The organism is Streptomyces sp. NPDC020807 (assembly GCF_040641575.1).
In the GTDB taxonomy this organism is placed as follows: Bacteria; Actinomycetota; Actinomycetes; order Streptomycetales; family Streptomycetaceae; genus Streptomyces.
In genome coordinates this window covers 33245-55462 of the sequence record NZ_JBFADU010000032.1, presented here as the reverse complement: position 1 = coordinate 55462, position 22218 = coordinate 33245, and the positions used below count along the sequence as shown (strand labels likewise).

The 22218-nt window shown below is 73.4% G+C and carries 21 protein-coding genes and 1 pseudogene; 15 read left to right on the top strand and 7 right to left on the bottom strand.

The window, feature by feature from the left end:
• The first annotated feature begins 23 nt into the window (after positions 1-23).
• The 5 genes from AB0G79_RS30390 (at position 24) to AB0G79_RS30370 (ending at position 6834) form a co-directional block, all read left to right on the top strand.
• Positions 24-1100 carry an asparaginase gene (locus AB0G79_RS30390; protein WP_360812133.1) on the top strand — a complete coding sequence of 359 codons (1077 nt, stop codon included), beginning with the start codon at positions 24-26 and terminating at the stop codon, positions 1098-1100.
• Positions 1101-1414: 314 nt separating this feature from the next.
• Positions 1415-2848 carry an aspartate ammonia-lyase gene (aspA, locus tag AB0G79_RS30385; protein ID WP_360812093.1) on the top strand — a complete coding sequence of 478 codons (1434 nt, stop codon included), beginning with the start codon at positions 1415-1417 and terminating at the stop codon, positions 2846-2848.
• A gap of 207 nt (positions 2849-3055) precedes the next feature.
• Positions 3056-4705, top strand: coding sequence for a GMC oxidoreductase (locus AB0G79_RS30380; RefSeq protein WP_360812091.1), 1650 nt, complete (start codon positions 3056-3058; stop codon positions 4703-4705).
• An 89-nt stretch (positions 4706-4794) separates the two neighbouring features.
• Complete coding sequence (locus AB0G79_RS30375) at positions 4795-5931, top strand: hypothetical protein (protein WP_360812090.1); 1137 nt, start codon at positions 4795-4797, stop codon at positions 5929-5931.
• 15 nt (positions 5932-5946) lie between these two features.
• On the top strand, positions 5947-6834 hold the full coding sequence (locus tag AB0G79_RS30370; RefSeq protein ID WP_360812088.1) for a DUF3592 domain-containing protein: 888 nt from the start codon (positions 5947-5949) through the stop codon (positions 6832-6834).
• A 54-nt stretch (positions 6835-6888) separates the two neighbouring features.
• On the opposite strand, the gene AB0G79_RS30365 is transcribed toward AB0G79_RS30370, so the two are convergent.
• The 3 genes from AB0G79_RS30365 to AB0G79_RS30355 form a co-directional block, all read right to left on the bottom strand.
• Entirely contained in the window at positions 6889-7377 is a 489-nt protein-coding gene (locus AB0G79_RS30365; RefSeq protein WP_360812086.1) for a carboxymuconolactone decarboxylase family protein, read from the bottom strand.
• Positions 7374-8453, bottom strand: a complete 1080-nt coding sequence (locus AB0G79_RS30360) for a dihydrodipicolinate reductase (RefSeq protein WP_360812084.1) — start codon at positions 8451-8453, stop codon at positions 7374-7376. Before AB0G79_RS30360 ends, AB0G79_RS30365 begins: the two co-directional genes overlap by 4 nt.
• 64 nt (positions 8454-8517) lie before the next feature.
• Positions 8518-8766: a GNAT family N-acetyltransferase gene (locus AB0G79_RS30355; RefSeq protein ID WP_360812082.1), complete on the bottom strand. Its 249-nt coding sequence runs from the start codon at positions 8764-8766 to the stop codon at positions 8518-8520.
• 188 nt (positions 8767-8954) lie between these two features.
• Between AB0G79_RS30355 and AB0G79_RS30350 the strand changes: the two genes are divergently transcribed.
• Complete coding sequence (locus AB0G79_RS30350) at positions 8955-9713, top strand: hypothetical protein (RefSeq protein WP_360812080.1); 759 nt, start codon at positions 8955-8957, stop codon at positions 9711-9713.
• A 61-nt stretch (positions 9714-9774) separates the two neighbouring features.
• On the opposite strand, the gene AB0G79_RS30345 is transcribed toward AB0G79_RS30350, so the two are convergent.
• A complete protein-coding gene (locus AB0G79_RS30345; RefSeq protein WP_360812078.1) occupies positions 9775-11160 on the bottom strand; it encodes an NAD(P)/FAD-dependent oxidoreductase in 1386 nt (461 codons plus the stop codon).
• Positions 11161-11247: 87 nt separating this feature from the next.
• Between AB0G79_RS30345 and AB0G79_RS30340 the strand changes: the two genes are divergently transcribed.
• The 5 genes and pseudogenes from AB0G79_RS30340 to AB0G79_RS30320 all read left to right on the top strand — a co-directional run bounded on the left by AB0G79_RS30340 (position 11248) and on the right by AB0G79_RS30320 (position 15276).
• Positions 11248-12828 (top strand): TrkA C-terminal domain-containing protein, encoded by a 1581-nt coding sequence (locus AB0G79_RS30340; RefSeq protein WP_360812076.1) that lies wholly within the window; start codon positions 11248-11250, stop codon positions 12826-12828.
• A gap of 121 nt (positions 12829-12949) precedes the next feature.
• A complete protein-coding gene (locus tag AB0G79_RS30335; RefSeq protein ID WP_360812074.1) occupies positions 12950-13660 on the top strand; it encodes a DUF2470 domain-containing protein in 711 nt (236 codons plus the stop codon).
• Between the two features lie 110 nt (positions 13661-13770).
• Positions 13771-14343 (top strand): NADPH-dependent FMN reductase, encoded by a 573-nt coding sequence (locus tag AB0G79_RS30330; protein WP_360812072.1) that lies wholly within the window; start codon positions 13771-13773, stop codon positions 14341-14343.
• A gap of 57 nt (positions 14344-14400) precedes the next feature.
• Positions 14401-14784: pseudogene (locus AB0G79_RS30325) on the top strand (hypothetical protein); the annotation flags it as partial.
• Positions 14770-15276 carry an NUDIX domain-containing protein gene (locus AB0G79_RS30320; protein ID WP_360812131.1) on the top strand — a complete coding sequence of 169 codons (507 nt, stop codon included), beginning with the start codon at positions 14770-14772 and terminating at the stop codon, positions 15274-15276. The pseudogene AB0G79_RS30325 and the gene AB0G79_RS30320, both read left to right, overlap by 15 nt.
• Before the next feature lie 12 nt (positions 15277-15288).
• Here AB0G79_RS30320 and AB0G79_RS30315 read toward each other — a convergent pair whose 3' ends face one another.
• The 3 genes from AB0G79_RS30315 to AB0G79_RS30305 form a co-directional block, all read right to left on the bottom strand.
• Positions 15289-16521, bottom strand: a complete 1233-nt coding sequence (locus AB0G79_RS30315) for a YncE family protein (RefSeq protein ID WP_360812070.1) — start codon at positions 16519-16521, stop codon at positions 15289-15291.
• 182 nt (positions 16522-16703) lie between these two features.
• Positions 16704-17285 carry a dienelactone hydrolase family protein gene (locus AB0G79_RS30310; protein ID WP_360812068.1) on the bottom strand — a complete coding sequence of 194 codons (582 nt, stop codon included), beginning with the start codon at positions 17283-17285 and terminating at the stop codon, positions 16704-16706.
• A gap of 115 nt (positions 17286-17400) precedes the next feature.
• Positions 17401-17814 (bottom strand): hypothetical protein, encoded by a 414-nt coding sequence (locus tag AB0G79_RS30305; RefSeq protein ID WP_360812066.1) that lies wholly within the window; start codon positions 17812-17814, stop codon positions 17401-17403.
• Between the two features lie 168 nt (positions 17815-17982).
• Here AB0G79_RS30305 and AB0G79_RS30300 point away from each other — a divergent pair, with 168 nt between their 5' ends.
• From AB0G79_RS30300 to AB0G79_RS30285, 4 genes are all read left to right on the top strand, one after another.
• Complete coding sequence (locus tag AB0G79_RS30300; RefSeq protein WP_360812064.1) at positions 17983-19191, top strand: RNA ligase; 1209 nt, start codon at positions 17983-17985, stop codon at positions 19189-19191.
• 2 nt (positions 19192-19193) lie between these two features.
• A complete protein-coding gene (locus tag AB0G79_RS30295; protein ID WP_360812062.1) occupies positions 19194-20111 on the top strand; it encodes an AAA family ATPase in 918 nt (305 codons plus the stop codon).
• Between the two features lie 169 nt (positions 20112-20280).
• Positions 20281-21003: a ribonuclease H gene (locus tag AB0G79_RS30290; protein WP_360812060.1), complete on the top strand. Its 723-nt coding sequence runs from the start codon at positions 20281-20283 to the stop codon at positions 21001-21003.
• Between the two features lie 284 nt (positions 21004-21287).
• Positions 21288-21971 (top strand): GNAT family protein, encoded by a 684-nt coding sequence (locus AB0G79_RS30285; RefSeq protein WP_360812058.1) that lies wholly within the window; start codon positions 21288-21290, stop codon positions 21969-21971.
• Positions 21972-22218: the final 247 nt, after the last annotated feature.

Genomic DNA, 22218 nt, shown 5'->3' with positions numbered 1-22218 from the left:
GCACGGACAAGGGGACGGCAGGCATGCAGCGGACACACGACGGAGGACCGCGCCGGATCGTCGTCATCAGCACCGGCGGCACGATCGCCAGCCGCTGGCAGGGCTCCGGCTACGCGGCCGACGCCTCCGGCAACGACGTCATCGCCACCGCCCCGCTCCCCGAGGGCGTCACCGTCGAGGTCGTCGACCTCTTCAACGTGAACAGCTCCCGGATGACCGCGGCCCACCAGCTCGTCCTCCTCCGGACCGTGCGGGAGACGTTCGCGGACCCCGGCGTCGACGGCATCGTGGTCACCCACGGCACCGACACCCTGGAAGAGACCGCCTTCTTCCTCGACCTCCACCACGCCGACGCCCGTCCGGTCGTCCTCACCGGCGCCCAGCGGCCCTTCGGCACGGGGGACGGCGACGGCCCCGGCAACCTCTACGACGCCCTCCAGGTCGCCGCCTCCGTCCGCGAGCTCGGCGTCCTCGTGGTCTTCGACGGACGCGTCCACGCGGCCCGCGGCACGGTCAAGACCCAGACCCTCGCCTCCGACGCCTTCTCCGACCCCTCCGCCGAGCGCCTCGGCCGCGTCGGCTTCTCCCGCGTCGACATCGAGCGGCTCCCGGAGCGCTCCGCACCGCTGCCGCTGCCCGACGCGGCGCTCACCGCCGACCCGGACGCCACCGGCGCCGCCCCGCTGCCCCGCGTCTCCATCGTCGTCCACCACTCCGACGGCGACCGGTTCCTCTTCGACGCCGCCGTGGCCGCCGGCGCCCGGGGCATCGTCCTGGAGGCGACCGGCGCGGGCAACGCCACCCCGGAGATCGTCGCCGCCGTCGAGGACGCGGTCGCCCAGGGCGTCCTGGTCGCCGTCAGCACCCGCGTCCCCGCCGGTCCGCTCGCCGAGATCTACACCGGCGGCGGAGCCGTCGACCTCGTCGCCGCCGGTGCGCTGCTCACCGGCACGCTCCGCTCCGCCCAGGCGCGCATCGCCGTCCTCGCCGCCCTCCTCGCCGAGGGCGAGGGCGCCGACCCGGCCCGCCGCACGGGTCTGCTCCGCCGCCTCCTCGACGGCCCGGTCCGCACGGAACCGGCCCTCGCCACCCGGGCCTGACGGCCCCACCCCACCACCGGCCCGCGGGCGGAGTGCTTCCCCATTCCCTCCGCCCGCGAGCCGGGACCCACCTCCCGCACGCCGACGCCGTACGGTTCCGCCGCCACCCGCGGCCGGGCCGAGGCGGAGCCGCGTCCTCGGGCGTACGCGAGACCGTACGCGTACGCCTGCCCCTGCGCGTGCCCGCGCCCTCACCCGTACCGGCGCCCCCCCGTACCGGCGCCCCCACCCGTACCCGCGTCCCCACCCGTACCCGTACAGCCGTCAGACCTGTACGGGTCTCCTCCCCACGCCCTCGCACCAGGACGGACCCCATGGCCTCCGCACCCGCCCCCCTCCCCGCCCCCGTCCGCAGCGAGCACGACCTGCTCGGCGACCGGGACGTGCCCGCCGACGCGTACTGGGGCGTGCACACCCTGCGCGCCACCGAGAACTTCGCCATCACCGGCACCCCGATCTCCGTCTACCCGCTCCTGATCGACGCGCTCGCCGCCGTCAAGGAGGCCGCCGCCCGCGCCAACGAGGAGCTCGGCCTGCTGCCCGCAGCGAAGGCCGACGCCATCGCGGGTGCCTGCCGGGAGATCCGTACGGGCAGGCTGCACGACCAGTTCGTCGTGGACGTCGTCCAGGGCGGGGCCGGCACCTCGACCAACATGAACGCCAACGAGGTCGTCGCCAACCGCGCCCTCGAACTCCTCGGCCACGCCAAGGGCGAGTACGCGCACCTCCACCCCAACGAGGACGTCAACCTCGGCCAGTCCACCAACGACGTCTACCCGACCGCGATCCGCATCGCCGCGATCGGCGCCGCCCGCGAACTCCTCAAGGCGATGGCCGTCCTCCAGGACGCCTTCGCCGCCAAGGCGCTGGAGTTCCGCGACGTCGTGAAGATGGGCCGCACCCAGCTCCAGGACGCGGTGCCCATGACCCTGGGCCAGGAGTTCTCCACGTACGCCGTGATGCTGGAGGAGGACCGGGGCCGCCTCGCCGAGGCCGTCGAGCTGATCCACGAGATCAACCTCGGCGCCACCGCCATCGGCACCGGCCTCAACGCGGCCCCCGGTTACGCCGAGACCGCCCGCCGCAAGCTCGCAGAGCTGACCGGCCTGCCGCTCGTCACGTCCGCCAACCTCGTCGAGGCCACGCAGGACTGCGGCGCCTTCGTCCAGCTCTCCGGCGTCCTCAAGCGCATCGCGGTCAAGCTCTCCAAGACCTGCAACGACCTGCGCCTGCTCTCATCGGGTCCGCGCGCCGGTCTCGGCGAGATCAACCTCCCCGCCGTGCAGGCGGGTTCGAGCATCATGCCCGGCAAGGTCAACCCGGTCATCCCCGAGGTCGTCAACCAGGTCGCCTTCGAGGTGATCGGCAACGACATCACCATCACCATGGCCGCCGAGGGCGGACAGCTCCAGCTCAACGCCTTCGAGCCGGTCATCTTCCACGCCCTCTCCAAGAGCCTCCTCTCGCTGCGCGCCGCCTGTCTGACCCTCGCCGAGCGCTGCGTCGACGGCATCACAGCCAACACCGAGGCCCTGCGCGCGGCCGTCGAGAACTCCATCGGCCTCGCCACGGCCCTCAACCCGCACCTCGGCTACACCGCCGCCACGGCCATCGCGCAGGAGGCGCTGGCCACCGGTAGGGGCGTCGCCGAACTGACCCTGGAGAAGGGCCTGTTGCCCGCGCACCGACTCGCCGAGCTGCTCACCCCCGAGCGGCTCACCGGCGCGCCGGGGCCGGCCGTCGGCTGACCCGCGCCTCGGCCGTTCCGGTGCGGTGACGGGCTCACCCCCTCGTGGCCCGTCACCCGCGGCCTGCCCCGCGCATCCTCGCCGCCTACCTGGCGGAGGCGATCACGCGAGCTTCCACGGCGTGAAGTTACCCGTCGGTTTCGCGTGACTTCCTCGGCGGCCGGTCGTAGAACGTGTTCCCATTCACTCGCGAGTGAGGAAGATCACATGAGTGAACTCCCCCTGTCCGCCCAGGGAATGCGTCAGGTCAGCCGTCGTCGGTTCCTCACGGGAACAGGTTCTGTTCTCGGTGCGGCAGCGCTCTCCGGCGCGATCACCACCCCCGCCCGGGCCGAGGTCCCCGGCCTGGACTGCACCCCCATCGTCGACGGAGCCCAGGTCCGCGCCCTCGTCATCGGCACCGGCTACGGCGGCTCGGTCACCGCGCTCCGCCTCGCCCGTGCCGGCGTCGACGTCCACATGATCGAGATGGGCAAGGCCTGGGACACCCCCGGCCCCGACGGCAAGATCTTCGCCAACACCACGACCCCGGACTACCGTTCCTTCTGGCTGCGCACCCGCACGAAGCAGCCCCTGAGCCAGTTCCTCGGCTTCCCGCTCGACAAGGACGTGCCCGTCCACACGGGCATCCTCGACGCCGAGGACTTCGCCGGCATCACCGTCTACCAGGGGCGCGGCGTCGGCGGCGGCTCCCTCGTCAACGGCGGCATGGCCGTCACCCCGCTCCGCGAGCGCTTCCCCGAGATCCTCCCGACCGTCGACCCCGCCGAGATGTACGACACCTACTACCCGCGCGCCAGGACGGGCCTCGGTGTCACCTCGGTGGACGTCAACTGGTGGGAGAACACGGACTGTTACCAGTACGCCAGGGTGGGTCGCAAGCACGCCCAGCGCTCCGGCTTCCCGTTTGTCTTCGTGGACAACGTCTACGACTGGGACTACATGAAGCAGGAGGCCGCCGGGACCGTCCAGAAGTCCGCGCTCGCGGGCGAGGTCATCTACGGCAACAACGTCGGCAAGAAGAGCCTCCAGAAGACCTATCTCGCCCAGGCCGCGGCCACCGGCAGGGTCAGCGTCTCCCCGCTCCACCGGGTGACCTCCGTCAGCCCGGCCGCCGCCGGCGGCTACACGGTCGTCATCGACCAGATCGACACCACCGGCGCGACCCTCGCCACCAAGACGGTCCGCGCCGACCGGGTCTTCTTCGCCGCCGGCAGCGTCGGCACCAGCAAACTCCTCACCCGCCTCAAGGCCACGGGCCACCTGCCGGGGCTCAACGAGCACATCGGCAAGGGCTGGGGCGACAACGGCAACGTCATGTGCGGCCGGGCCAACCACATGTGGGACCCGACCGGCAAGCTCCAGTCCTCCATGCCCACGGCGGGCATCGACAACTGGAACAACGGCGGGGCCTTCGCCGAGGTCGCCCCGCTGCCGACCGGCATCGAGACGTACGCCTCCTTCTACCTCTCCATCACCCGGACCCCGCGCCGCGCCGAGTTCAGCTGGAACCCGAGCACCGGCCGGGTCGACCTGAGCTGGGACCGGGCCTGGAAGCAGACGTCGATCGACATGGCGAAGACGATCTTCGACAAGATCAACAGCAAGGAGGGGACGATCTACCGGACCGACCTCTTCGGCACCTACAAGATCTGGGGCGACCACCTCACCTACCACCCGCTCGGCGGCGCGGTCCTCGACCGGGCCACCGACAACCACGGCCGCCTGCACGGCTACCAGGGGCTGTACGTCATGGACGGCTCCCTGATCCCCGGCAACACCAGTGTCAACCCGTTCGTCACGATCACGGCCCTCGCGGAGCGCAACATCGAGGCCATCATCGCGGAGGACTTCTGAGCCACCCCGGGCCCTGCCTCCCGCTCCCGTGAAGGGAGTTGGGGGCGGGGTCTGTCGTTCCCCCGGCGCGGCCCCGCACAATCGCCCGTATGACGATCACCACGGGCGCGGCTGCGCCCGCGCGCCGCCGCGGGCCCGCCGCGCTCGCCCGGGACCTCCTGACGGGCGGCACGGCCGGCGCCGCGCTCGCCGGAGTCGTCGTCGGCGTGATCACGGAGAGCGTGGCGCTCTTCGTCGCGGGTTTCGCCCTGCCCGCCCTCCACGGCGGGCTGCTCTTCCTCGCCGGTGCGCCGAGGCGGGCCCGTGAGGCCGCCGTCGCGCCCCGCACGGCGCTCGCCGTGATCGAGAGCCTGACGGCGGCCAGGGGCGAGTCGACCGAGGTGCCGGTGCGGTTCGCGCTGACCGTCGTACCGGGCGACGGACCGCCGTTCCGCGTGGACGTCACCCAGGACGTCAACCACGCGTACCTCCCGGACCACCGGCCGGGCGGAACCGTGGTGGTCGAGTACCCGGAGCACCTGCCCTGGCGGCTCCGCGTCGTGGACCGGCCGACGCCTCGGTGGGAGGCGCGCGCGGCCTCGGCCCGCCTCGCCCCGGATCCGGGCGCGGCGGAGGTGGCCGAGCCGCCGGAGAGTCGCGCCGCGGGCCTCGTCCCGATCCTGGGCCTGCTGCTCGGGGCGGCCGCCGTGGTCCTCCCGTTCCGCGCGGACCTCCTCGCCCCGGACGACCCGGCGCAGCCGCCGGCCGCGTCCCCGCGGGCCCCCTCGTCCCCTGGCTCCACCTCGTCCCCCGGCTCCACCTCGTCGACCGTGGTCGTGACGTCGGTGTCCGGGTCGGTGGAACTGGGCCGGGGCAGGTCGTTCCTCGACCAGGGCGAGCTGGAGCGCGCTCTCGCCTCGCTGACCGGGGACGACGGTGGCGGCGACCACGGGAAGCAGGCCCTGACCGTCGTCGTCGGTGAACGCCTGCTCTCGGTCGTGTTCGTGGTTCCGGGCACGCGGACACCGGGCTTCGACCCCCGTGCGCTGCCCCACGACCGACTCCCCGCCCTGGTCGAGGAGGCGTCGACCACGCTCGGCGTCCGCTCCGTCCGGAGCTGGCAGATCACCGCCGAGCGCCTCACCGGCCGCCTCGTCCTGCGGGTCGTGGTGACCGGCTCCGAGGGGACGGCGTCGCTGGAGACGAACGGCCGCGGAGACGTCGTACGGCGCACCCCCGCGCACTGAGAGGAAGGAGTGGGCATGGACGGGGACTGGCACGTCTATCCGGCGGTCTGGTGCGGCGTGTTCGGCCTGCTGGCGCTGATCGGGTACGCGAGGTCGCTGGCCGGTGCCACACGGGCGCAGCGGACGGTCCGGACGATCGGACGGATCGACCGGGTGGACCCGCCCAGGGACGGGAGCTCCCCGAGGAGCGGGATCGGCGTGGTCGTGTCCTTCCAGGACCCGGAGACGGGTGAGGAGTTCACCGTCACCAACGACGGCGATCGCGGAGACCGGATCACCGCCGCGTGGACGGGCCGGGAGATCGGCGTCCACTACCTCAGGGGCAGGCCCCACGCCTTCCGGTTCGACCGGCACCCGTCCGAGGGCGGGCGCGGCCTGGCCTGGCCCGCCTTCGCGCTCTTCCTCGTGTACGCCGGTGTGGTCGTCGTCGCCGCGATCGACCGGGGCTGGCCGTGGGCTCTGGTCGGCTTCTGCGGCCCCTGGGCCCTCTTCGGCGTGTACCACCTGCCCGGGAGCGTGCGCGACAGGAGGCGGCGCATCGCCGCGCTGGACGCACTGGTCGAGGTACGGGCGAGGGTCGTCGCCGTGCTGACGAGCGTCACCGTCGACGAGGGCGAGGGCGGCACCTCCACGAGCGTGGTGCCGGTCGTCGGCTTCACCACCCTCGACGGCAAGGAGGTCACGGCCTTCTGCGAGTCCGGGCTGCCGGACCCCGCCGGTTCTCGCGGCCGGGAGGTCACGCTCCACCACGACCCCGACGATCCGTCGGTCTTCGTCATGGACGTCGGGGCCGAACGCCGCTCGTGGAAGGCGGACATGGCCGTCACCGTCGCCGGTGTGCTCCTCGTCGCGGCGGCGGCCGTGGTGGGCGCGGCGGCGGTGACGGGGGTGGTGGCGCTGTGACGGGGGTGGGGGCACGGTGATGCCGGAGGGGGCGGACCCGCCCCCCCCGGCCGCTCAGTGCGTCGGCAGCTTGCAGACCGTGTCGAGCCCGAGCACCCGGTTGAGCCGCCCGAACGCCAGCCACGAGCCGAGGCTCATCGTCAGCTCGACGATCTCCTCCTGGCTGTACCGGGCGGTCATCCGCGTCCAGAACTCGTCGTCCAGACCGTGGTGGTCGAGCGCGTACCGCTCCGCGTACTCGGCCGCGAGCCGGGTCCGCTCGTCGAAGGCCTCCGAGACCTCCGTCGTCCGCCACTCCTCGACGAGGACGTCGAAGCCCTCCTCGACCTTCTCGCCGTCCCGGTCGGTCCGCCAGTCCAGGCAGAAGCCGCAGCCGTTGATCTGCGCGATCCGCAGCCGGGCGGCCTCGAACTCGCGGAGGCCGAGGGTGGTGTGCGCGTACACGGACAGCGAGAAGTTCGCCGCCGCCGTCCCGATCTCCGGGACCATGTCGCCCCACACGTACCCGATCGGCTCCTGGCCCTCGGGAATGTCGATGATCATCGCGGTCTCCTTCCGAGCTTCCCGACCGCCGGTGTCAGCGGTACGTCCAACGCGTCGTACAGTCCCGGTTCCGCCGCCGCGAGCCACTCGATCGCCCCGACGAGCCGCCCCACGGCCGTGGCGTTGCCGCCGGCCGAGCGGTTCTCGCCCTCGTCGGTCGCCGCCACCGTGACCTCGATCCGGGGGCTGCCCTCGACGATGACCCGGTGCGCCCCGGCGCCGTCCGGCGGCACGGGCCAGTCCGGCGCGCACGAGGGGTGGATGCGGGTGACGTGCTCGATCACGATCCGGGGCTCGCCGCCGACGATCCCCTGGACCTCGAAGCGGATCGCGCCCTGCGTGCCCTCCTCGAAGACGCCCATCGTCCGGGTCTTCACCGTGGACTCCAGCGGGCGGCGCTCCAGCGTCTCGCGGATCTCGTCGACCTCGGCCCCGAGCGCCCGCGCCATCAGGCGTATCTGCCCGCCCCAGACCATGGTCGGCACCGACGGCCACAGCATCGGCGGGTCGTAGTCCAGGGGCTTGCCCATGCCGATCAGCTCGCGGACGGACTCCTCCTGCTCGTACGTCGAGTAGTCGAAGATCTCCTGGCAGCGGATCACGTCGACCGTGGCGGCGAGGCCGCTGACGAGCAGCGGCAGGATGTCGTTGCCCCAGCCCGGGTCGACGCCCGACACGAAGAGTCTGCCGCCGCCCTCGGCGACCGCGGCGAGGATCGGATCGCGGAACTCGGGCGGCGCGTTGCGCTGGTCGTAGAGCGGATAGAGCGCGGGCGTCACCACGACCGCGCCCGTCGCCACCGCCCGGGCGACGTCCGCGAGCGCCCCGTCGGGCCGTGTGTCGCCCGAGGCGGCGTACACGACGGCCCCGGGGCGCGCGCCGAGGACGGCCGCCACGTCGTCGACGGCCGCCACACCGAGGTCGTGCCCGAGCCCCGCGAGCCGGCCCGCGTCACGGCCGACCTTCGCCGGGTCGGACACGAGGACGGCCGCGAGTTCGAGGCCTGGATGGGCGTCCACGGCGCGGATCGCCGCGCGCCCGACATTTCCGGTACCCCACACCACTGTCCGCATCATGCGCGGAGGGTAGCGCCGGGGTGCCGAGGTTCCCAGACCTGCGACGAAATGATCTGACGACCCGTCAGGCGAGCTGCTCCAGGCGAAGGTTCACGAAGGCCACCGTGTCCCCCGGAAGCACGTACCGCTCCACCTCCACGGACCCGCGCGTGAGCGCGAACCGCAGCCCCTCCTCGTTGGAGGCGAGCACCACCGTCTCCACGCCGTGGTCGCCCAGCGTTCGCGCGTGCGCGAGCCCCCGCTCGTACAGCGCCGTCCCGAAACCCCGCCGGCGGAAGGCGGGCAGGGTGCGGGCGATGACCCGCTCGCGCACCTCGTCGGGGGAGGGGACGGCCTTCGGGACTCATCCGGAAAGGAAGCCGGGACGGACGAGCCCGGTCAACCGGGTTCCGGGGCCGCGGGCTGTGCTCCGTACGGGTGGGGCGACGGACGTGAGGGCACCGGCGGCCGTCGAGCGGGTACGGATGGCTGCACTGCCCCCGCCCAGGAGGATGCCGTCCCATGCCCGTACGCAAGGGCGCACCCGCGCTGCGATGCGCCGGAACGCTGTGCGCGGCCCTGCTGCTCGCCGGCTGCGGCGCGAGCCCGACGCCCCAGACCGCGCCCGCCGCCCGACAACCGGCGGCGGCCCCCACCACGGGCGACGCCCGCCCGAAACCCGCACCCGTGCCCCGCATCCCCGGCATCGGCCCGGCGACCCAGGCCCGCGTCCCCGACGGCACCACCCAGGCCTTCGTGGTCACCGGCGCCACCGCCGACAGCAACACGGCCGTCGGCGTCCTGTACGAGCGGGACGCGAAGGGCCGCTGGACGGCGACCGGAGGCCCGTGGCCCGCCCACAACGCCCTCAGGGGCTGGACCCCCGAGCACGAGGCCGGCGACCTGCGCACCCCGATCGGCGTCTTCCGCCTCGGCGACACGGGCGGCCGCCTGCCCGACCCGGGAGCCCGGCTCCCCTACGACGAGGACCCCGAGTTCGCGATCAGCGGCACCGGCTTCTCCGGGGAGTCCCTCGAAGGATCCTTCGACCACGTCATCGCGATCGACTACAACCGCGTCCCCGGCAGGACCCCCCTCGACAAGGAGCGCCCGCTCGGCCCGGAGAAGGGCGGCGGCGTCTGGATCCACGTCGACCACGGCGGCCCGACCCAGGCCTGCGTAGCCCTCGAACGCGACACCCTGCGCACCCTCCTGGTCGCCCTGGACCCGTCCCGCGAACCCGTCGTCGTCATGGGTCCGGCCCCGGAACTGGCGCGCTGAGCGGTTCCGGCCCCCTGCGACGTACGGTCGTGGCAGGGGGCCGGGCCGTTGCCGGCCGCGCTCACTGCTTCCCGCCCGCCCCGACCTCCCCGCCGCGGAACGACGCCGTGTGGAGGCGTACCTGGTCCGGGGTCAGATAGACGTCCGTGTACTCGAAGTCGCGCAGCGTGCCCGCCTTCGAGGCGAGGAAGCCGGTGCGGACGAAGTCGTCGCCCGCGACCGCGTTGAGGAGCCAGTTCGTCATCACGCGGGTCTTGGCCACGTTCGTGCGCAGCGCCGACCAGTGGTAGGCCCTGGCCACGGCCTGGGCCGGCATGCCGTGGAGCTCCACGCCGAGCGGCTTCGACACGCCGTCCATGCCGCCGAGGTCCACGACGAGTCCGAGGTCCTTGTGGACGTACGGCCGCGTCGGTTCGCCGCGCAGGGTCGCCACCACGTTGTCCGCGAGGGCCTTGCCCTGCCGCATCGCGTGCTGGGCCGTCGGAGGGCAGATCGCCCCGTCCTCGCCCTTGGCGAGGTCCGGCACCGCGGCCGCGTCGCCGAGCCCCCACACCCCGTCGAGCCCCGGCACGGTCATCTCGGGGGTGACGGCGAGCCGTCCCCGTACCGTCTCCGCGCCGAGCGTCCCGATCAGGGGGCTCGCCGCCACGCCCGCAGTCCAGATCAGCGTCCGGCTCGGCAGCACCCGGCCGTCGGTGAGCGTCACCGCGTCCTCGGTCACCGAGGCGACCGAGACGCCGAGCGACACCTCGATGCCCCGCCGCGTGAGGATGTCCATGGCGGCCGCGCCGAGCTTGTCGCCGAGTTCGGGCATCAGCTTCGGGGCGATGTCCACCAGGTGCCACTTGATGAGCCGGGGGTCGAGCCGCGGGTACCGCTTGACCGCGTTGTGGGTGAGGAGCTGGAGGCAGGCCGCCGTCTCCGTCCCCGCGTATCCGCCGCCGACGACCACGAACCGCAGGCGCGCCGCCCGTTCCTCCTCGTCGGTGCTCGCGTCCGCCAGGTCCAGCTGGGCGATGACGTGGTCGCGGATGTACGCCGCCTCCGCGAGCGTCTTCATCCCGCGCGCGTACTCGGCCAGACCGGGGATGTCGAAGCTCCGCGTCACACTGCCGGGCGCGAGCACGAGGTGGTCGTACGGCTCCGTCACGTACTCGCCCGAGATCGTCCGCACCACGACCGCACGGGCAGCCGTGTCCACGCCGACGGCCCCGCCCGGCACGATCCGCGTCCGGTGCCTCTCGCTGCGCCGCAGCGACAGGGCGACCGACTGCGGGGTCAGCACCCCGGACGCCACCTGGGGGAGCAGGGGCAGGTAGAGCTGGTACGAGAACGGGGACAGGAGCGTGATGAGCGCCTCCCGGTCCGCCAGGCGCCGTTCGAGCCGCCGCACGCAGGCCACTCCGGCGAAGCCTGCGCCCACCACGAGAATCCTCGGTCGAGTCACGCTGTCCGCCCTTTCCCGGGAGCTGCACGAATGAGCGTGCGCACGCATGAGCGTGCACAAAGCCCTGATATGTGCCTGAGTATGTCCATGTGGCAATTTTTCGCTGACTATCCGTGGTTCACCCTTTTTATCGTCATTGCGGCGGGCTCGCTCTTCGGCATGGTCCGCTTCGGGCCGGTCAAGCTCGGCGCCGCGGGCGTCCTCTTCGTCGGTCTGCTGCTCGGCGCGCTCGACCCGGACATCGGCAAGGCCGTCCCCGCGGGCCTCTCCGTCCTCGGGCTGGCGCTGTACGTGTACACGGTCGGCCTCGAAGCGGGCCCCGCGTTCTTCCGCGAACTGCGCCCGCAGCTCGCCGTGATGCTCGGGGCCGTCGCCGCCCTCGTCGTCACGGCCCTCGCCGTCGGTCTCCTGGGGAACAAGGTCCTCGGCATCAGCGGCCCCTTTCTGGCGGGCGGTTACGCCGGCATCGGCACCACCACGCCCGGTCTGGCCGCCGCCCAGGCGTCCTCCGACGACCCGACCGAGGCGGCGACCGGCTACGCCATCGGCTACCCCCTCGCCGTCGTTCTCACCATCCTTTTCGTCGCCGCCATCGCCGCCGTACGGACCTGGACCGCCCGCCGCGACCCCGGCGCGGGACTCCCGAGGGAGCTCGTCACCCGGACCGTCGACGTCACGCGCCCGTTCCGCTGGGCCGAGGTCCCCGGCGCCGCCGACGGTCGGCTCCTCGCCAGCGTGCACCGGCCCGAGGGCGGTGCTCCCGCGGTCGCCCGCGACATCGACGCGCTCGCCCCCGGCGATCAGCTCGTCCTCGTCGGCGGCCCCGAGGCGGTCGCGGCCGGCGTCGCCGCGCTGGGCGCCGAGGCGCCGACCCATCTCCTCGACCGGCGCGACGTCGTCGACTACCGCCGCATCCTGCTCACCAACCCCGACCTCGCCGGACGCACGGTCTCCGAACTCGGCCTCGGCGAGCGCTTCGGCGCCAAGGCCACCCGCGTCCGCCGCGGCGACCAGGACCTCCTGGCCCACGACGACCTGCTGCTCCAGCTCGACGACCGGGTCCGCGTCGCGATGCCCCGCGCGCGCACCGCCGAGGTGACCGGCTATCTGGGCGACACCGAGGCCAAGGTCAGCGAGGTCAGCGCCGTGAGCATGGGGCTCGGTCTCGCCGCGGGCTTCCTCATCGGCATCCCGAAGCTGACGATCGGCTCCACGGTCCTCTCGCTCGGCACCGCGGCCGGGCCCCTCGTCATGGCGATGGTCCTCGGCCGGATCCGGCGCACCGGGCCCCTCGTGTGGGTGCTCCCGACCCGCGCCAACCTGACCCTCCGGCAGATCGGCCTGCTGATCTTCCTCGCCTGCGTCGGCCTCACCTCGGGCTACGCCTTCCGCCGCGACGCCTTCTCGGTCTTCGGCCTGAAGCTCCTCGCGGTGCTGTTCGTCAGCGCCGTCCTCAGCTACGCCCTGATGGTCCTGGTGGCCCGGCTCCTCGGGCAGAGCCGGGCCAGGACGATGGGGCTCCTCGCGGGGTACGTCGGCAATCCCGCCATCACCGCGTACGCCAACAGCCGGGTCTCCGACAGTCGCGTCAACACCGGCTACGCGACGCTGTTCGCGCTCGCGATCCTCGTCAAGATCGTCTGCATCCAGCTGATCGTGGGGTTGTAGGCGGCGGCCCGCGGGCGTCCCTCCACCGGCGGGGGAGGCGCCCTACCGCCCCGCGGGCGAGTTAGGTTAGGCTGCCCTAAGTTAGCTACGCCTCGTGTCCGCGACCTCTCCTGGAGTACTCATGCGCCGCGTCACCCCCGCCCAGGGCCCCACCCCCGCCGAGCGGATGCGGTCGATCATCACGGTGGCCCACTCCATGACCGTCGTCTCCGACGGCCGGCACCACGACGTCCACAACCTCGACGGAACGGCCGCGATGGGCCGCATCCACCTCCACGAACCCGCCGACGCCTCCGCGCCCGGCGGCGCCGGCGCGGGGACGCCGTCCGTGCCGATCCGCGTCGAGCTCACCGACATCGCCCCCGTGCCCGTACGGGACCGCGTCCGCGCCCGGGTGACGCTCACCGGCCTCGTCGACGCCCCCTACAGCACGGACACCACCGACAGCGTCTGCATGCGGCTGGGGCAGGCGGTCCTCGAGGACGCCGCGGGACGCACCTTCGTGCCCCTGGCCCAGCTGGAGACGGCGGAGACCGACCCCGTCGCCGGCTGCGAGGCCGGCATGCTCCACCATCTCGTCGCCGACCACCCCGATCTGGTCGTCCGTCTGCTCGGCCTCCTCGACCCGACCGCCACCCACGGCCTCCTCCGCGCCCTGCCCCTCGCCCTCGACCGCTACGGCATCACCCTGCGCCTCGAACACCTCGACACGCGGCGGGACGTCCGGCTCCCGTTCGCCCAGCCCATCACCGAGCCCGACCAGCTCGGGCTGCGCATCCACGGCCTGCTCGCCCGGGGCCGCCACGCGTTCCGCAGCCACCTGTCCGCCTGAACCGGGGCCGCGCCACAGCGGTGGCCGCCCCGCGGGTCCCGGGTTACGTTGCCGGGGCGGCACGGGGAGGGACCGCGGGACACCCGATCACGGAAGGCGGCACAGCGCGCATGGGCACCACGTACCAGGTCGGCTACTTCGTCGGCAGTCTGTCGGAGAAGTCCATCAACCGGATCCTCTCCAGGGCGCTCCTCCGCGTCGCGCCCCCCGGCCTGGAGTTCCGGGAGATCCCCATCAAGGACCTCCCGCTCTACAACCACGACTACGACGCCGACTACCCGCGCGAGGGCAAGGCGCTCAAGGACGCCATCGCCTCCGTCGACGCCGTCCTCTTCGTGACGCCCGAGTACAACCGGTCCATCCCCGGCGGCCTCAAGAACGCCATCGACTGGGCCAGCCGCCCGTGGGGCACCAACTCCTTCACCCACAAGCCGTCGGCGGTCATCGGCGCCTCGCCCGGCAAGATCGGCACCGCCGTCGCCCAGCAGAGCCTCCGCTCGGTGCTGAGCTTCTGCAACTCGCCGCAGATGAACGCGCCGGAGGCGTACATCCAGTTCGTCCCGGGACTGTTCACGGAGGACGGCGAGGTCACCGAGCCGACCACCCAGCAGTTCCTGGCCGACTTCATGAGCGACTTCAAGGCCTTCATCGAACGGGTCCTGACGGTCCTGCCCCGGCAGTGAGCCGCCCGCGGCGCCGGTGCCGGCCCGTTGTCAGTGCCCGCGGGCAGGATGACGGGCATGACACCGTTGCTTCTCTCCGACATCGAACGAGCCGTACGCGCCAGTTGGAGCGCCGAGACGTGCACCCCCGAGTACCGGTCGCGCTGGACCGGTGACAACCCGGCCCGGGACCAGTGCGGGGTGACCGCCATGGTGCTCAACGACCTCCTGGGAGGGGACCTGATCCGCGGGGAGGTCCACGTCGACGGCGAGCGCGTGGACTACCACTGGTGGAACCGACTGGGCCCGGGCGTCGAGATCGACCTCACGCGCGAGCAGTTCGGGCCCCGGGAGACGGTCGTCGGAGGCGTCGTCGTCCCCCGCCCGCCGGTGTCCGAGTGGCGCAGACTCCGTGAGGAGTACGCGCTCCTCCGCGACCGGGTGGCCATGGAGCTCGAACGGGTCGAGCGCGTCGACGAGCAGGACCGCGTCGTGGCGGTGGTCGGCCGGGGCGAGGCCGTCCGCCGCGGTTGGCTGCACCGGATCGCCGTGACGGTCTGCCGGGATCCGGAGGGCCGGATCCTCGTGCAACGCCGCTCCGGGAACCTCTCCCGTTTCCCCGGGCACCACGAGATCGCGTCGGGCGGCGCCGTCGCCGTGGGCGAGTCCTACGAGGAGGCCGCGACGCGCGAGCTCGCCGAGGAACTGGGCGTGCGGACGCCGGTCCGCCACGTCGTGACGTTCCTCAACCGCGCTGGCCTCAGCCCGCACTGGCTCGCCGTGCACGAGGCGGTCCTCGGCGACGACCCGACGCCCGACCCGGACGACGTGACGTGGCACGGCTGGCTGTCGGAGTCCGAGCTCCTCGGGATGATGCGGGAGCAGCCGTTCACCCCGGACAGCCACGACACCCTGCGCCGCTACCTCGCCGCCGCGGAGCGGGAGAACGCGTGAAGCGGGAGGCCGTCAGAGGACGGCGATCCCCAGCGGGCGCGAGCCGGCGGGGAGCCGGCGCGTGTCGCCCGACGCGAGGTCGATGACGGTCAGCCCGTCCCAGTAGCCGTCCCGGGTGAAGCCCCCGCTCACGTAGGCCGTCCTCCCGTCGCGGGACACGGCCACGTCCTCGTGCGGCCCCTCCAGCGGATAGATCCGCTCGGCGCCGCCGGGGGTCCGGACGGTGAGCGAGGGGCCCGCGTCCTCCGACGGGTCGATCGGGCCCGTCCCGACCGTCAGGAGCGTCCCGTCGGCCGTCACGGCGGCGCCGTGCTGATGGGTGTTGGCCGTCATCGGCTCGATCGTCGTCCGGCCCGTCCGGGGATCGACGACGGCGAGCCGCTCGCCCTCGAAGGGCAGCAGCAGCCTGCCGTCCGAGGGCCGCACGGCCGTGTAGTGCGGTTTCAGCCACGAACCGAGCCCGCCCTCCGTACCGTACGGAGCCACCTCGATCCGCCGGGGCGCGAGGGACCCGGAGGAGACGACCGTGACGTCGAAGGAGTCGTGGTTCGTCACGTACACCTCGGCACCGTCCCGCGACACGTCCACGTCGAAGGGCCGACGCCCCACCGGCACGGTCTCCGTGACCTCCAGGCTCGTCGTGTCGAGGACCTCCAGCGTGCCGTTCCCGCCGGGCACGTTCACCCCGACGTAGACGCGACGGCCGTCCGGCGCCATCGCGATGCCCATGCCGCCGCCCCGGTACTCGCCCGTGCCCACCGGCCCCGCGTCCGTCCGGTACGGGACGAGGGCGAGGCGCTCACGGCTCGCCGTGTCCACGACGGCCACGCCCTCGGCGGTCGCCACCCAGGCCCTGCCGTCCTTGCCGACGACGAGACCGTACGGAGCGGTCCCCACCTTCACGGATCCGGTGGCCCCGCGCGTCGGGTCCACGAAGGTGACCGTGTCGGAGCCGAAGTCGGTGACGAGCAGCGTGCCGGCGGCGGCGGCCGGGGCGGGGGAGGAGGCGCGCGAGGAGGCGGAGGCCGACGGAGTGCCCTCCGGCGCCGGCGTGACCGTGACGGAGGGAGCGGGAGCGGCAGCCGAGGAGGACGGAACGACCGAGGAGGCGGCGACCGAGGACGGCGACGTCCCGGCCGACGCCGACCCGCCTCCCCCCTGAGCACAGCCGGCCAGCAGGGCCACGGCGATGGCACCCGGCACGAGGACCCGGGCGGGGCGGGAAGCACGGCGGAACGTCGTCATGGCGGACACCTCGGTCTCGGTACGGGACGGACGCGGACGGCACCACCGGGAAGCGGTCTCCGCGACAGTCCCGATCCTCCGCCCGCGGCGCGCCCCGCGCGGTCCGTCGCCCGGCCCCCGGCCGACGCCGGATCGGACGACCCCGGGGTCGACCGATCGGCTGACCCCACGGCCCCGCGGGCTCAGCCGGCGAGGCCGCCCAGGAAGTCGCGAATCCGGGCGAACGACGCCTCCGAGGCGTCCGGCACGAAGGAGGCGGAGCCCCGCTCCACGAAGAGGTGCTCGGCGCCGGGGTACAGGAAGAGCGCACGGTCCTCGGCGCCCGCGACGAGCGCGCGGGCCGCGTCCAGGTCGCCGTCGTCCACGAAGAAGGGGTCGGCGTCCATGGCGTGCACCTGCACGGGGACGCCCTCGGGCCACGCGGGACCGAACGCGTCCTCCGGCACGCAGCCGCTCAGGAGCAGCACACCGAGCGCCCCGGGCCGGGTCTGCGCCAGCCTCTGCGCGGGCACGACGCCGAGCGAGATCCCGGCGTACACCAGCTCCTTCGGCAGCCCGTCGGCCGCCGCCACGCCCCGCTCGGCCAGGACGTCGAACCCGACCTCCTGCGCGTACGCGACGCCGACCTCCAGGTCGTCGAACGTCTCCCCGTCGAACAGGTCGGGCGTGTGCACCGTGTGTCCCGCGCGGCGGAGCTCGTCGGCGAGCGCGACGACCCCGTCCGTCAGTCCGAGAGCGTGGTGGAAGAGCAGTACCTCGGCCATGTCGTCGGTCCCCCGGTCCCGTGCGCGGCCCGCCCCCCTGCGGCACAGGCCCTTCGAGGAACCATCATGGGCGACGGCACCGACAACGGCCGTCCGACCCGGTGAGGGACGAGCGTCAGCGCACCGGGCGCTGCGGCACGACGGCCATGGCGGCCGTCTGCCCCATCGCGGCGGCCTGCGTCATGCCGCCCTGCTGCTGCCCCATGCCGCCCTGCTGAGGCATGCCGCCCTGGTGTCCCATCCCGCCCTGCTGCGGCATCGGCACGACGCCGGCCTGCGGGCCGGGAAGGCCCGGTTGGGGGACGAGGCCCTGCTGCGGGACCGGCAGGCCCGGCTGGCCCATGGGCGCGCCGACACCGGCGTGCGCGACGGCGCCCTGCGGCACGGGCACACCCTGCGGCGGAAGCTGGATCACCCGGCTGAGGTCGCGCAGGACCTCCTCGGCGGCCTGCCGGACGTCACCCGGAACATCCCCCCGTTCCCGTATGAGCTCGGCGTAGATCGGTGCCGTGCCGTCCGCGTGGTTCATGGGGCTCGCTTCCTTCGACTGCGTCGGTTCCGTCATCGACGGGCAGACGGCGAGTCTACGGGGCTCCACCGACACGCCCGGGATCGGGGAGGCCGCGGACCGGGAAAACCGGTGTCCTTCGCCCCGCCCCGCCCGGAGAATGGATCACCTGACCCCAGGGAGGGACCCATGAGCCAGGAGACCCTGACTCTGCACGACCTGATGGCGCCCGAGGAGCTCGACGAGGCGCTCGCCGCCGGCCACATCAGCCGCAGGAGCCACCCGCGGCTGCCGCTGTCGATCTACACCTACACGCGCGCGTGCCAGTACGAACAGCGCTGGAACCGCGCCACCCTCAGCTGCCGCGGTCTCGTCGCGGACGACGAGACCGGACGGATCGTCGCGCTGCCCCTCCCGAAGTTCTTCAACCTCTCCGAGCACGCCTCCGGCCGCCCCTACGCGCCGCCGCTGCCCGACGAGCCCTTCGAGGTGTACGACAAGGTGGACGGCAGCCTCGCCGTCGTCTTCCATTTCGCGGACCGGTGGCGCGCGGCCTCCAAGGGCTCCTTCACCAGCACCCAGGCGACCTGGGCGCAGCGCCGCCTCGACGCCGCCGACACCTCGGGCCTGGTCCCCGGTGTGACGTACCTCGCCGAGGTGATCTACCCCGAGAACCGGATCGTCGTGGACTACGGCGCCCGCCGTGACCTCGTCCTGCTCGCCGCCTTCGGCGCGGACGGGACCGAGACACCGCTCGCCGAGGCCGCCGAGGGCTGGGGCCCGCTCGGCTCCGTCGTGCGGGTCTGGCCGGCCATGACCGTCGACGAGCTCGTCGCCCTCACGGAGTCGAACACGCTCCCCGGCGGCGCCCGCGCGACCGGCATGGACGCCGAGGGCTTCGTCCTGCGCTTCGCCTCCGGCGTCCGCGCCAAGGCGAAGATCGCCGAGTACGTGCGCCTCCACAAGGTCCTCACCGGCGTCACCGAGCGGGACATCTGGCGCGGCCACGGCATCCAGCGCTTCGCCGCCCTGCCCGCCAAGCAGGTGGCGGGCGGCATCGGCTGCTCCGTCGCCGAGGTCGAGGCGCACGGCGGCAAGCCGCTCGACGCCCTCCTCGACCAGGTGCCGGACGAGTTCGACGCCTGGGTGCGCGAGGTGATCGCCGGCCTCGAAGCGGCCGCAGCCCGCCGCGAGCGCGAGCTCGACGAGGCGTACGACCGCCTGGCCCACCTCGCGGGCGACCGCGCCGCGTTCGCCCGCGAGGCGGCGCGGGTGCCCGACCCGGCCCTGCGCGCCCTGCTCTTCCTGCGCCTCGACGGGCGCGACACCCAGCTCCTCGTGTGGCGCCGGCTGCGCCCCGAGGCCACCGACCCCTTCACACACGACGAGGAGAACTGAACGTGCCTGTCGTCCATGTCATGACCGGCCTCCCGGCCTCCGGGAAGACGACGGCCGCCCGGGCCCTCCAGGCCGCCGCCGAGGGACGCGTACGCCGCGTCAACCTCGACGACCTGCGGGCCATGCTGGACGTGCCCGCGCCCGAGCGCGGCCGTTCGTACGAGCACGAGCGGACCGTCCTGGCCATCCAGGACGCCGCCGTGCGCGGCGCTGTCGACGACGGGTTCGACGTCGTGATCGACAACACCCACCTGACCCCGCACATCCCCAAGCGGCTCAAGGCCGCCCTCGTGGGCCGCGAGGTCACCTTCGTCGTCCACGACTTCACCGACGTGTCCGCCGACGAGTGCGTCCGCCGCGACGCGGCCCGCGAGCGGCCCGTCGGAGAGGAGATCATCCGGATCCTCGCCGACAAGCACGCGAAGGCCACCCGCGGCGGCTGGCGCCTCACCGCCGAGTGGCTCGGCGGCCAGGAGGCCGGGACGCCGTACGTTCCCGACCCCGCGCTCCCGTCGGCCGTCCTCTGCGACATCGACGGCACCCTCGCGCTGCGCGGCGACCGGGGACCGTACGACTTCACGCGCTGCGGCCTCGACCTCCTGAACATCCCCGTCCGCGACGCCCTGCGGGCCTTCCGGCACGCCGAGAGCGACCGGATCGTGCTGCTGTCCGGGCGCAGCGAGGACCACCGCGAGCTCACGGAGGCCTGGCTCGCGCGGTACGAGGTGCCCTACGACGAGCTGTGGATGCGTGCCTCCGGCGACGGCCGCGGCGACGACCTCGTGAAGGCGGAGCTCTTCGACGCGCACGTCCGCCACCGGTACGCGGTCCGCGTCTCCCTGGACGACCGGGACCGCGTCGTGGCCCTGTGGCGCCGCATGGGCCTGCCGACCTGGCAGGTCAACTACGGCAACTTCTGACGGCGCGCTGCTCCGGCCCCGCGCGGCTCGCACAGCTCGCGCGGTTCGCACAGCTCGCGCGGCGCGTGTGGCGGGTAGGCCTCCGTGGCCGGAAACCGCAGGTCGGCTCGGTGCGACCGGCGGCGGGAGGTGGCTTCGCCCACCCCCGCCGCCGTGTCAGGATCGTGGGATGGTGGAAAAGATCATCGCCGCGTGCGACGGCGCGTCCAAGGGAAACCCCGGCCCCGCTGCCTGGGCCTGGGTCATCGGCGGCGCCGACGGAGCGGTCGACCGCTGGGAGGCCGGCCCGCTGGGCCGCGCGACCAACAACGTCGCCGAACTCACGGCCCTGGAACGACTGCTCGAAACCCTCGACCCCGCCGTACCCGCCGAGGTCCGCATGGACTCGCAGTACGCGATGAAGGCCGTCACGACCTGGCTGCCCGGATGGCGGCGCAAGGGCTGGAAGACGGCCGCGGGCACCCCCGTGGCCAACAAGGACCTCGTCGTCCGCATCGACGCCCTCCTTACCGGCCGGGACATCGACTTCGTCTACACCCCGGCCCACCAGGTCGACGGCGACCCCCTCAACGACGCCGCCGACCGCGCGGCCAGCCACTCCGCCCGTACGCAGGAACCCCTCGGTTCCGCCACGGGATCGCCCCTCCCGCCGCCGGAGCCCGCCTCGCGCGCCTCCGCGCCCCGCAAGCGCGCCTCCGCGCCCTCGGGGCGCGCCACCGCCCCCGGGGCGTCGTCGGCCCGCTCCTCCGGCTCGTCGAGCGGTCGCGCTCGCCCGAACGGCGGCACCCTCAAGGCGAGATTCCCGGGCCGCTGCCGCTGTGGGAAGTCCTACGACAAGGGCGAGACCATCGCGAAGAACTCCGACGGCTGGGGCCATCCCACCTGCGCCTGAGCACCCACGGCGTCCGACTGGCGGGCGGCTCCGTCCGTCCCCTGAGACCGCCGAACCCGGGCGCGAGACAGGCTTCACCCGCGCGTGCGCCCGGGTTCGTTCGGGGTTCTGTTCTCGGAGCGGTTGTGGCTGCATACTGTCCTCCTCGCACCGGTGCCGAACCGTTTTACCTGCTTGTTTGTCGCTCTTGACGCCACAGGCACCGGCGAGAACCCCCTCCCTGCTGCCGCTGCGGTTCCTTCCGCAGTGGAAGCTTCCCCTGCCCGTGAAAGACCCGAGGTTCCGTGCCAGTACCTGTTCTCCTGACCGGGCGCTCCGTGCGCCTGGAGCCGCTGGCGATGCGGCACGCCGAAGCCCTCGCGCGGGCCGGCGGGGCGGACCGATCGGCCTACGCCTTCACCCCCGTGCCCGACGGCCTGGAATCGGCCCTCGACTACATCGCCCGCGCCCTCGCCGACCAGGCGGCAGGCAGATGCCTGCCCTTCGCCCTGGTCAGTACGGCCGACGAACGCGTCATCGGCTCGACCCGCTTCCTCGAACTCGACTACTGGCGCGGGCCGCTGGTCTGGCCGCCGGTGCCCGGCATGCCCCACGGCGATCCGCTGACCGCCGTCCCGGACGCCGCCGAGATCGGCAACACCTGGATCGGCGGCGAGGCCAGAGGCACCGGCATCAACACCGAGGCCAAGCTCCTGATGCTGCGGCACGCCTTCGAACACTGGGGCGTCCGCCGGATCACCCTGCGCGCCGACGCCCGCAACACCCGGTCCCGGATCGCGATCGAACGGCTCGGCGCCACCTGCGAAGGTGTCCGCCGCGCCCATTCCCGCGGTCTCGACGGCGCGGTCCGTGACACGGCGTTCTACTCGATCCTCGACGAGGAATGGCCCGCGGTCAGGGACATCATCGAGCTCCGCCTGGCGACCCCTCGCCAGGTCCGGATCCCGCAGGACCTGCTTCCCGCCTGAAACCGCCCGCCGGGGACGCCGCGCGCCGGGTGCGTGCCGTCCCCGGCGGTGGTTCCATGGAAGTGACGGGAAGGACTCGGCGTGAGGACGCGGAGTAGCGGTCTCTCGGGACCGCGCACCGCGCAATCAGGATCCGCGAGAAGCGGATGAGTCCTTCCCGCCCCGCCCCCTCCCTCTCCCTCTCCCTCCCTCTTTCCTTCCCTCTTCCTCTCCGCAGGTCGGCCGCGCGGCGGGCCGGGTACGGTGG

Bases quoted from the DNA above. Each gene is read 5' to 3' on its own strand.
- AB0G79_RS30350 (WP_360812080.1), top strand. From the start codon at position 8,955: ATGCCCGTACGCAAGGGCGCACCCGCGCTGCGATGCGCCGGAACGCTG.
- AB0G79_RS30310 (WP_360812068.1), bottom strand. From the start codon at position 17,285: ATGGCCGAGGTACTGCTCTTCCACCACGCTCTCGGACTGACGGACGGG.
- AB0G79_RS30335 (WP_360812074.1), top strand. From the start codon at position 12,950: ATGCGCCGCGTCACCCCCGCCCAGGGCCCCACCCCCGCCGAGCGGATG.
- AB0G79_RS30320 (WP_360812131.1), top strand. From the start codon at position 14,770: ATGGAGCTCGAACGGGTCGAGCGCGTCGACGAGCAGGACCGCGTCGTG.
- AB0G79_RS30300 (WP_360812064.1), top strand. From the start codon at position 17,983: ATGAGCCAGGAGACCCTGACTCTGCACGACCTGATGGCGCCCGAGGAG.
- AB0G79_RS30370 (WP_360812088.1), top strand. From the start codon at position 5,947: ATGGACGGGGACTGGCACGTCTATCCGGCGGTCTGGTGCGGCGTGTTC.
- AB0G79_RS30390 (WP_360812133.1), top strand. From the start codon at position 24: ATGCAGCGGACACACGACGGAGGACCGCGCCGGATCGTCGTCATCAGC.
- AB0G79_RS30305 (WP_360812066.1), bottom strand. From the start codon at position 17,814: ATGAACCACGCGGACGGCACGGCACCGATCTACGCCGAGCTCATACGG.
- AB0G79_RS30330 (WP_360812072.1), top strand. From the start codon at position 13,771: ATGGGCACCACGTACCAGGTCGGCTACTTCGTCGGCAGTCTGTCGGAG.
- AB0G79_RS30380 (WP_360812091.1), top strand. From the start codon at position 3,056: ATGAGTGAACTCCCCCTGTCCGCCCAGGGAATGCGTCAGGTCAGCCGT.
- AB0G79_RS30315 (WP_360812070.1), bottom strand. From the start codon at position 16,521: ATGACGACGTTCCGCCGTGCTTCCCGCCCCGCCCGGGTCCTCGTGCCG.
- aspA (WP_360812093.1), top strand. From the start codon at position 1,415: ATGGCCTCCGCACCCGCCCCCCTCCCCGCCCCCGTCCGCAGCGAGCAC.
- AB0G79_RS30375 (WP_360812090.1), top strand. From the start codon at position 4,795: ATGACGATCACCACGGGCGCGGCTGCGCCCGCGCGCCGCCGCGGGCCC.
- AB0G79_RS30340 (WP_360812076.1), top strand. From the start codon at position 11,248: ATGTGGCAATTTTTCGCTGACTATCCGTGGTTCACCCTTTTTATCGTC.
- AB0G79_RS30365 (WP_360812086.1), bottom strand. From the start codon at position 7,377: ATGATCATCGACATTCCCGAGGGCCAGGAGCCGATCGGGTACGTGTGG.
- AB0G79_RS30290 (WP_360812060.1), top strand. From the start codon at position 20,281: ATGGTGGAAAAGATCATCGCCGCGTGCGACGGCGCGTCCAAGGGAAAC.
- AB0G79_RS30360 (WP_360812084.1), bottom strand. From the start codon at position 8,453: ATGATGCGGACAGTGGTGTGGGGTACCGGAAATGTCGGGCGCGCGGCG.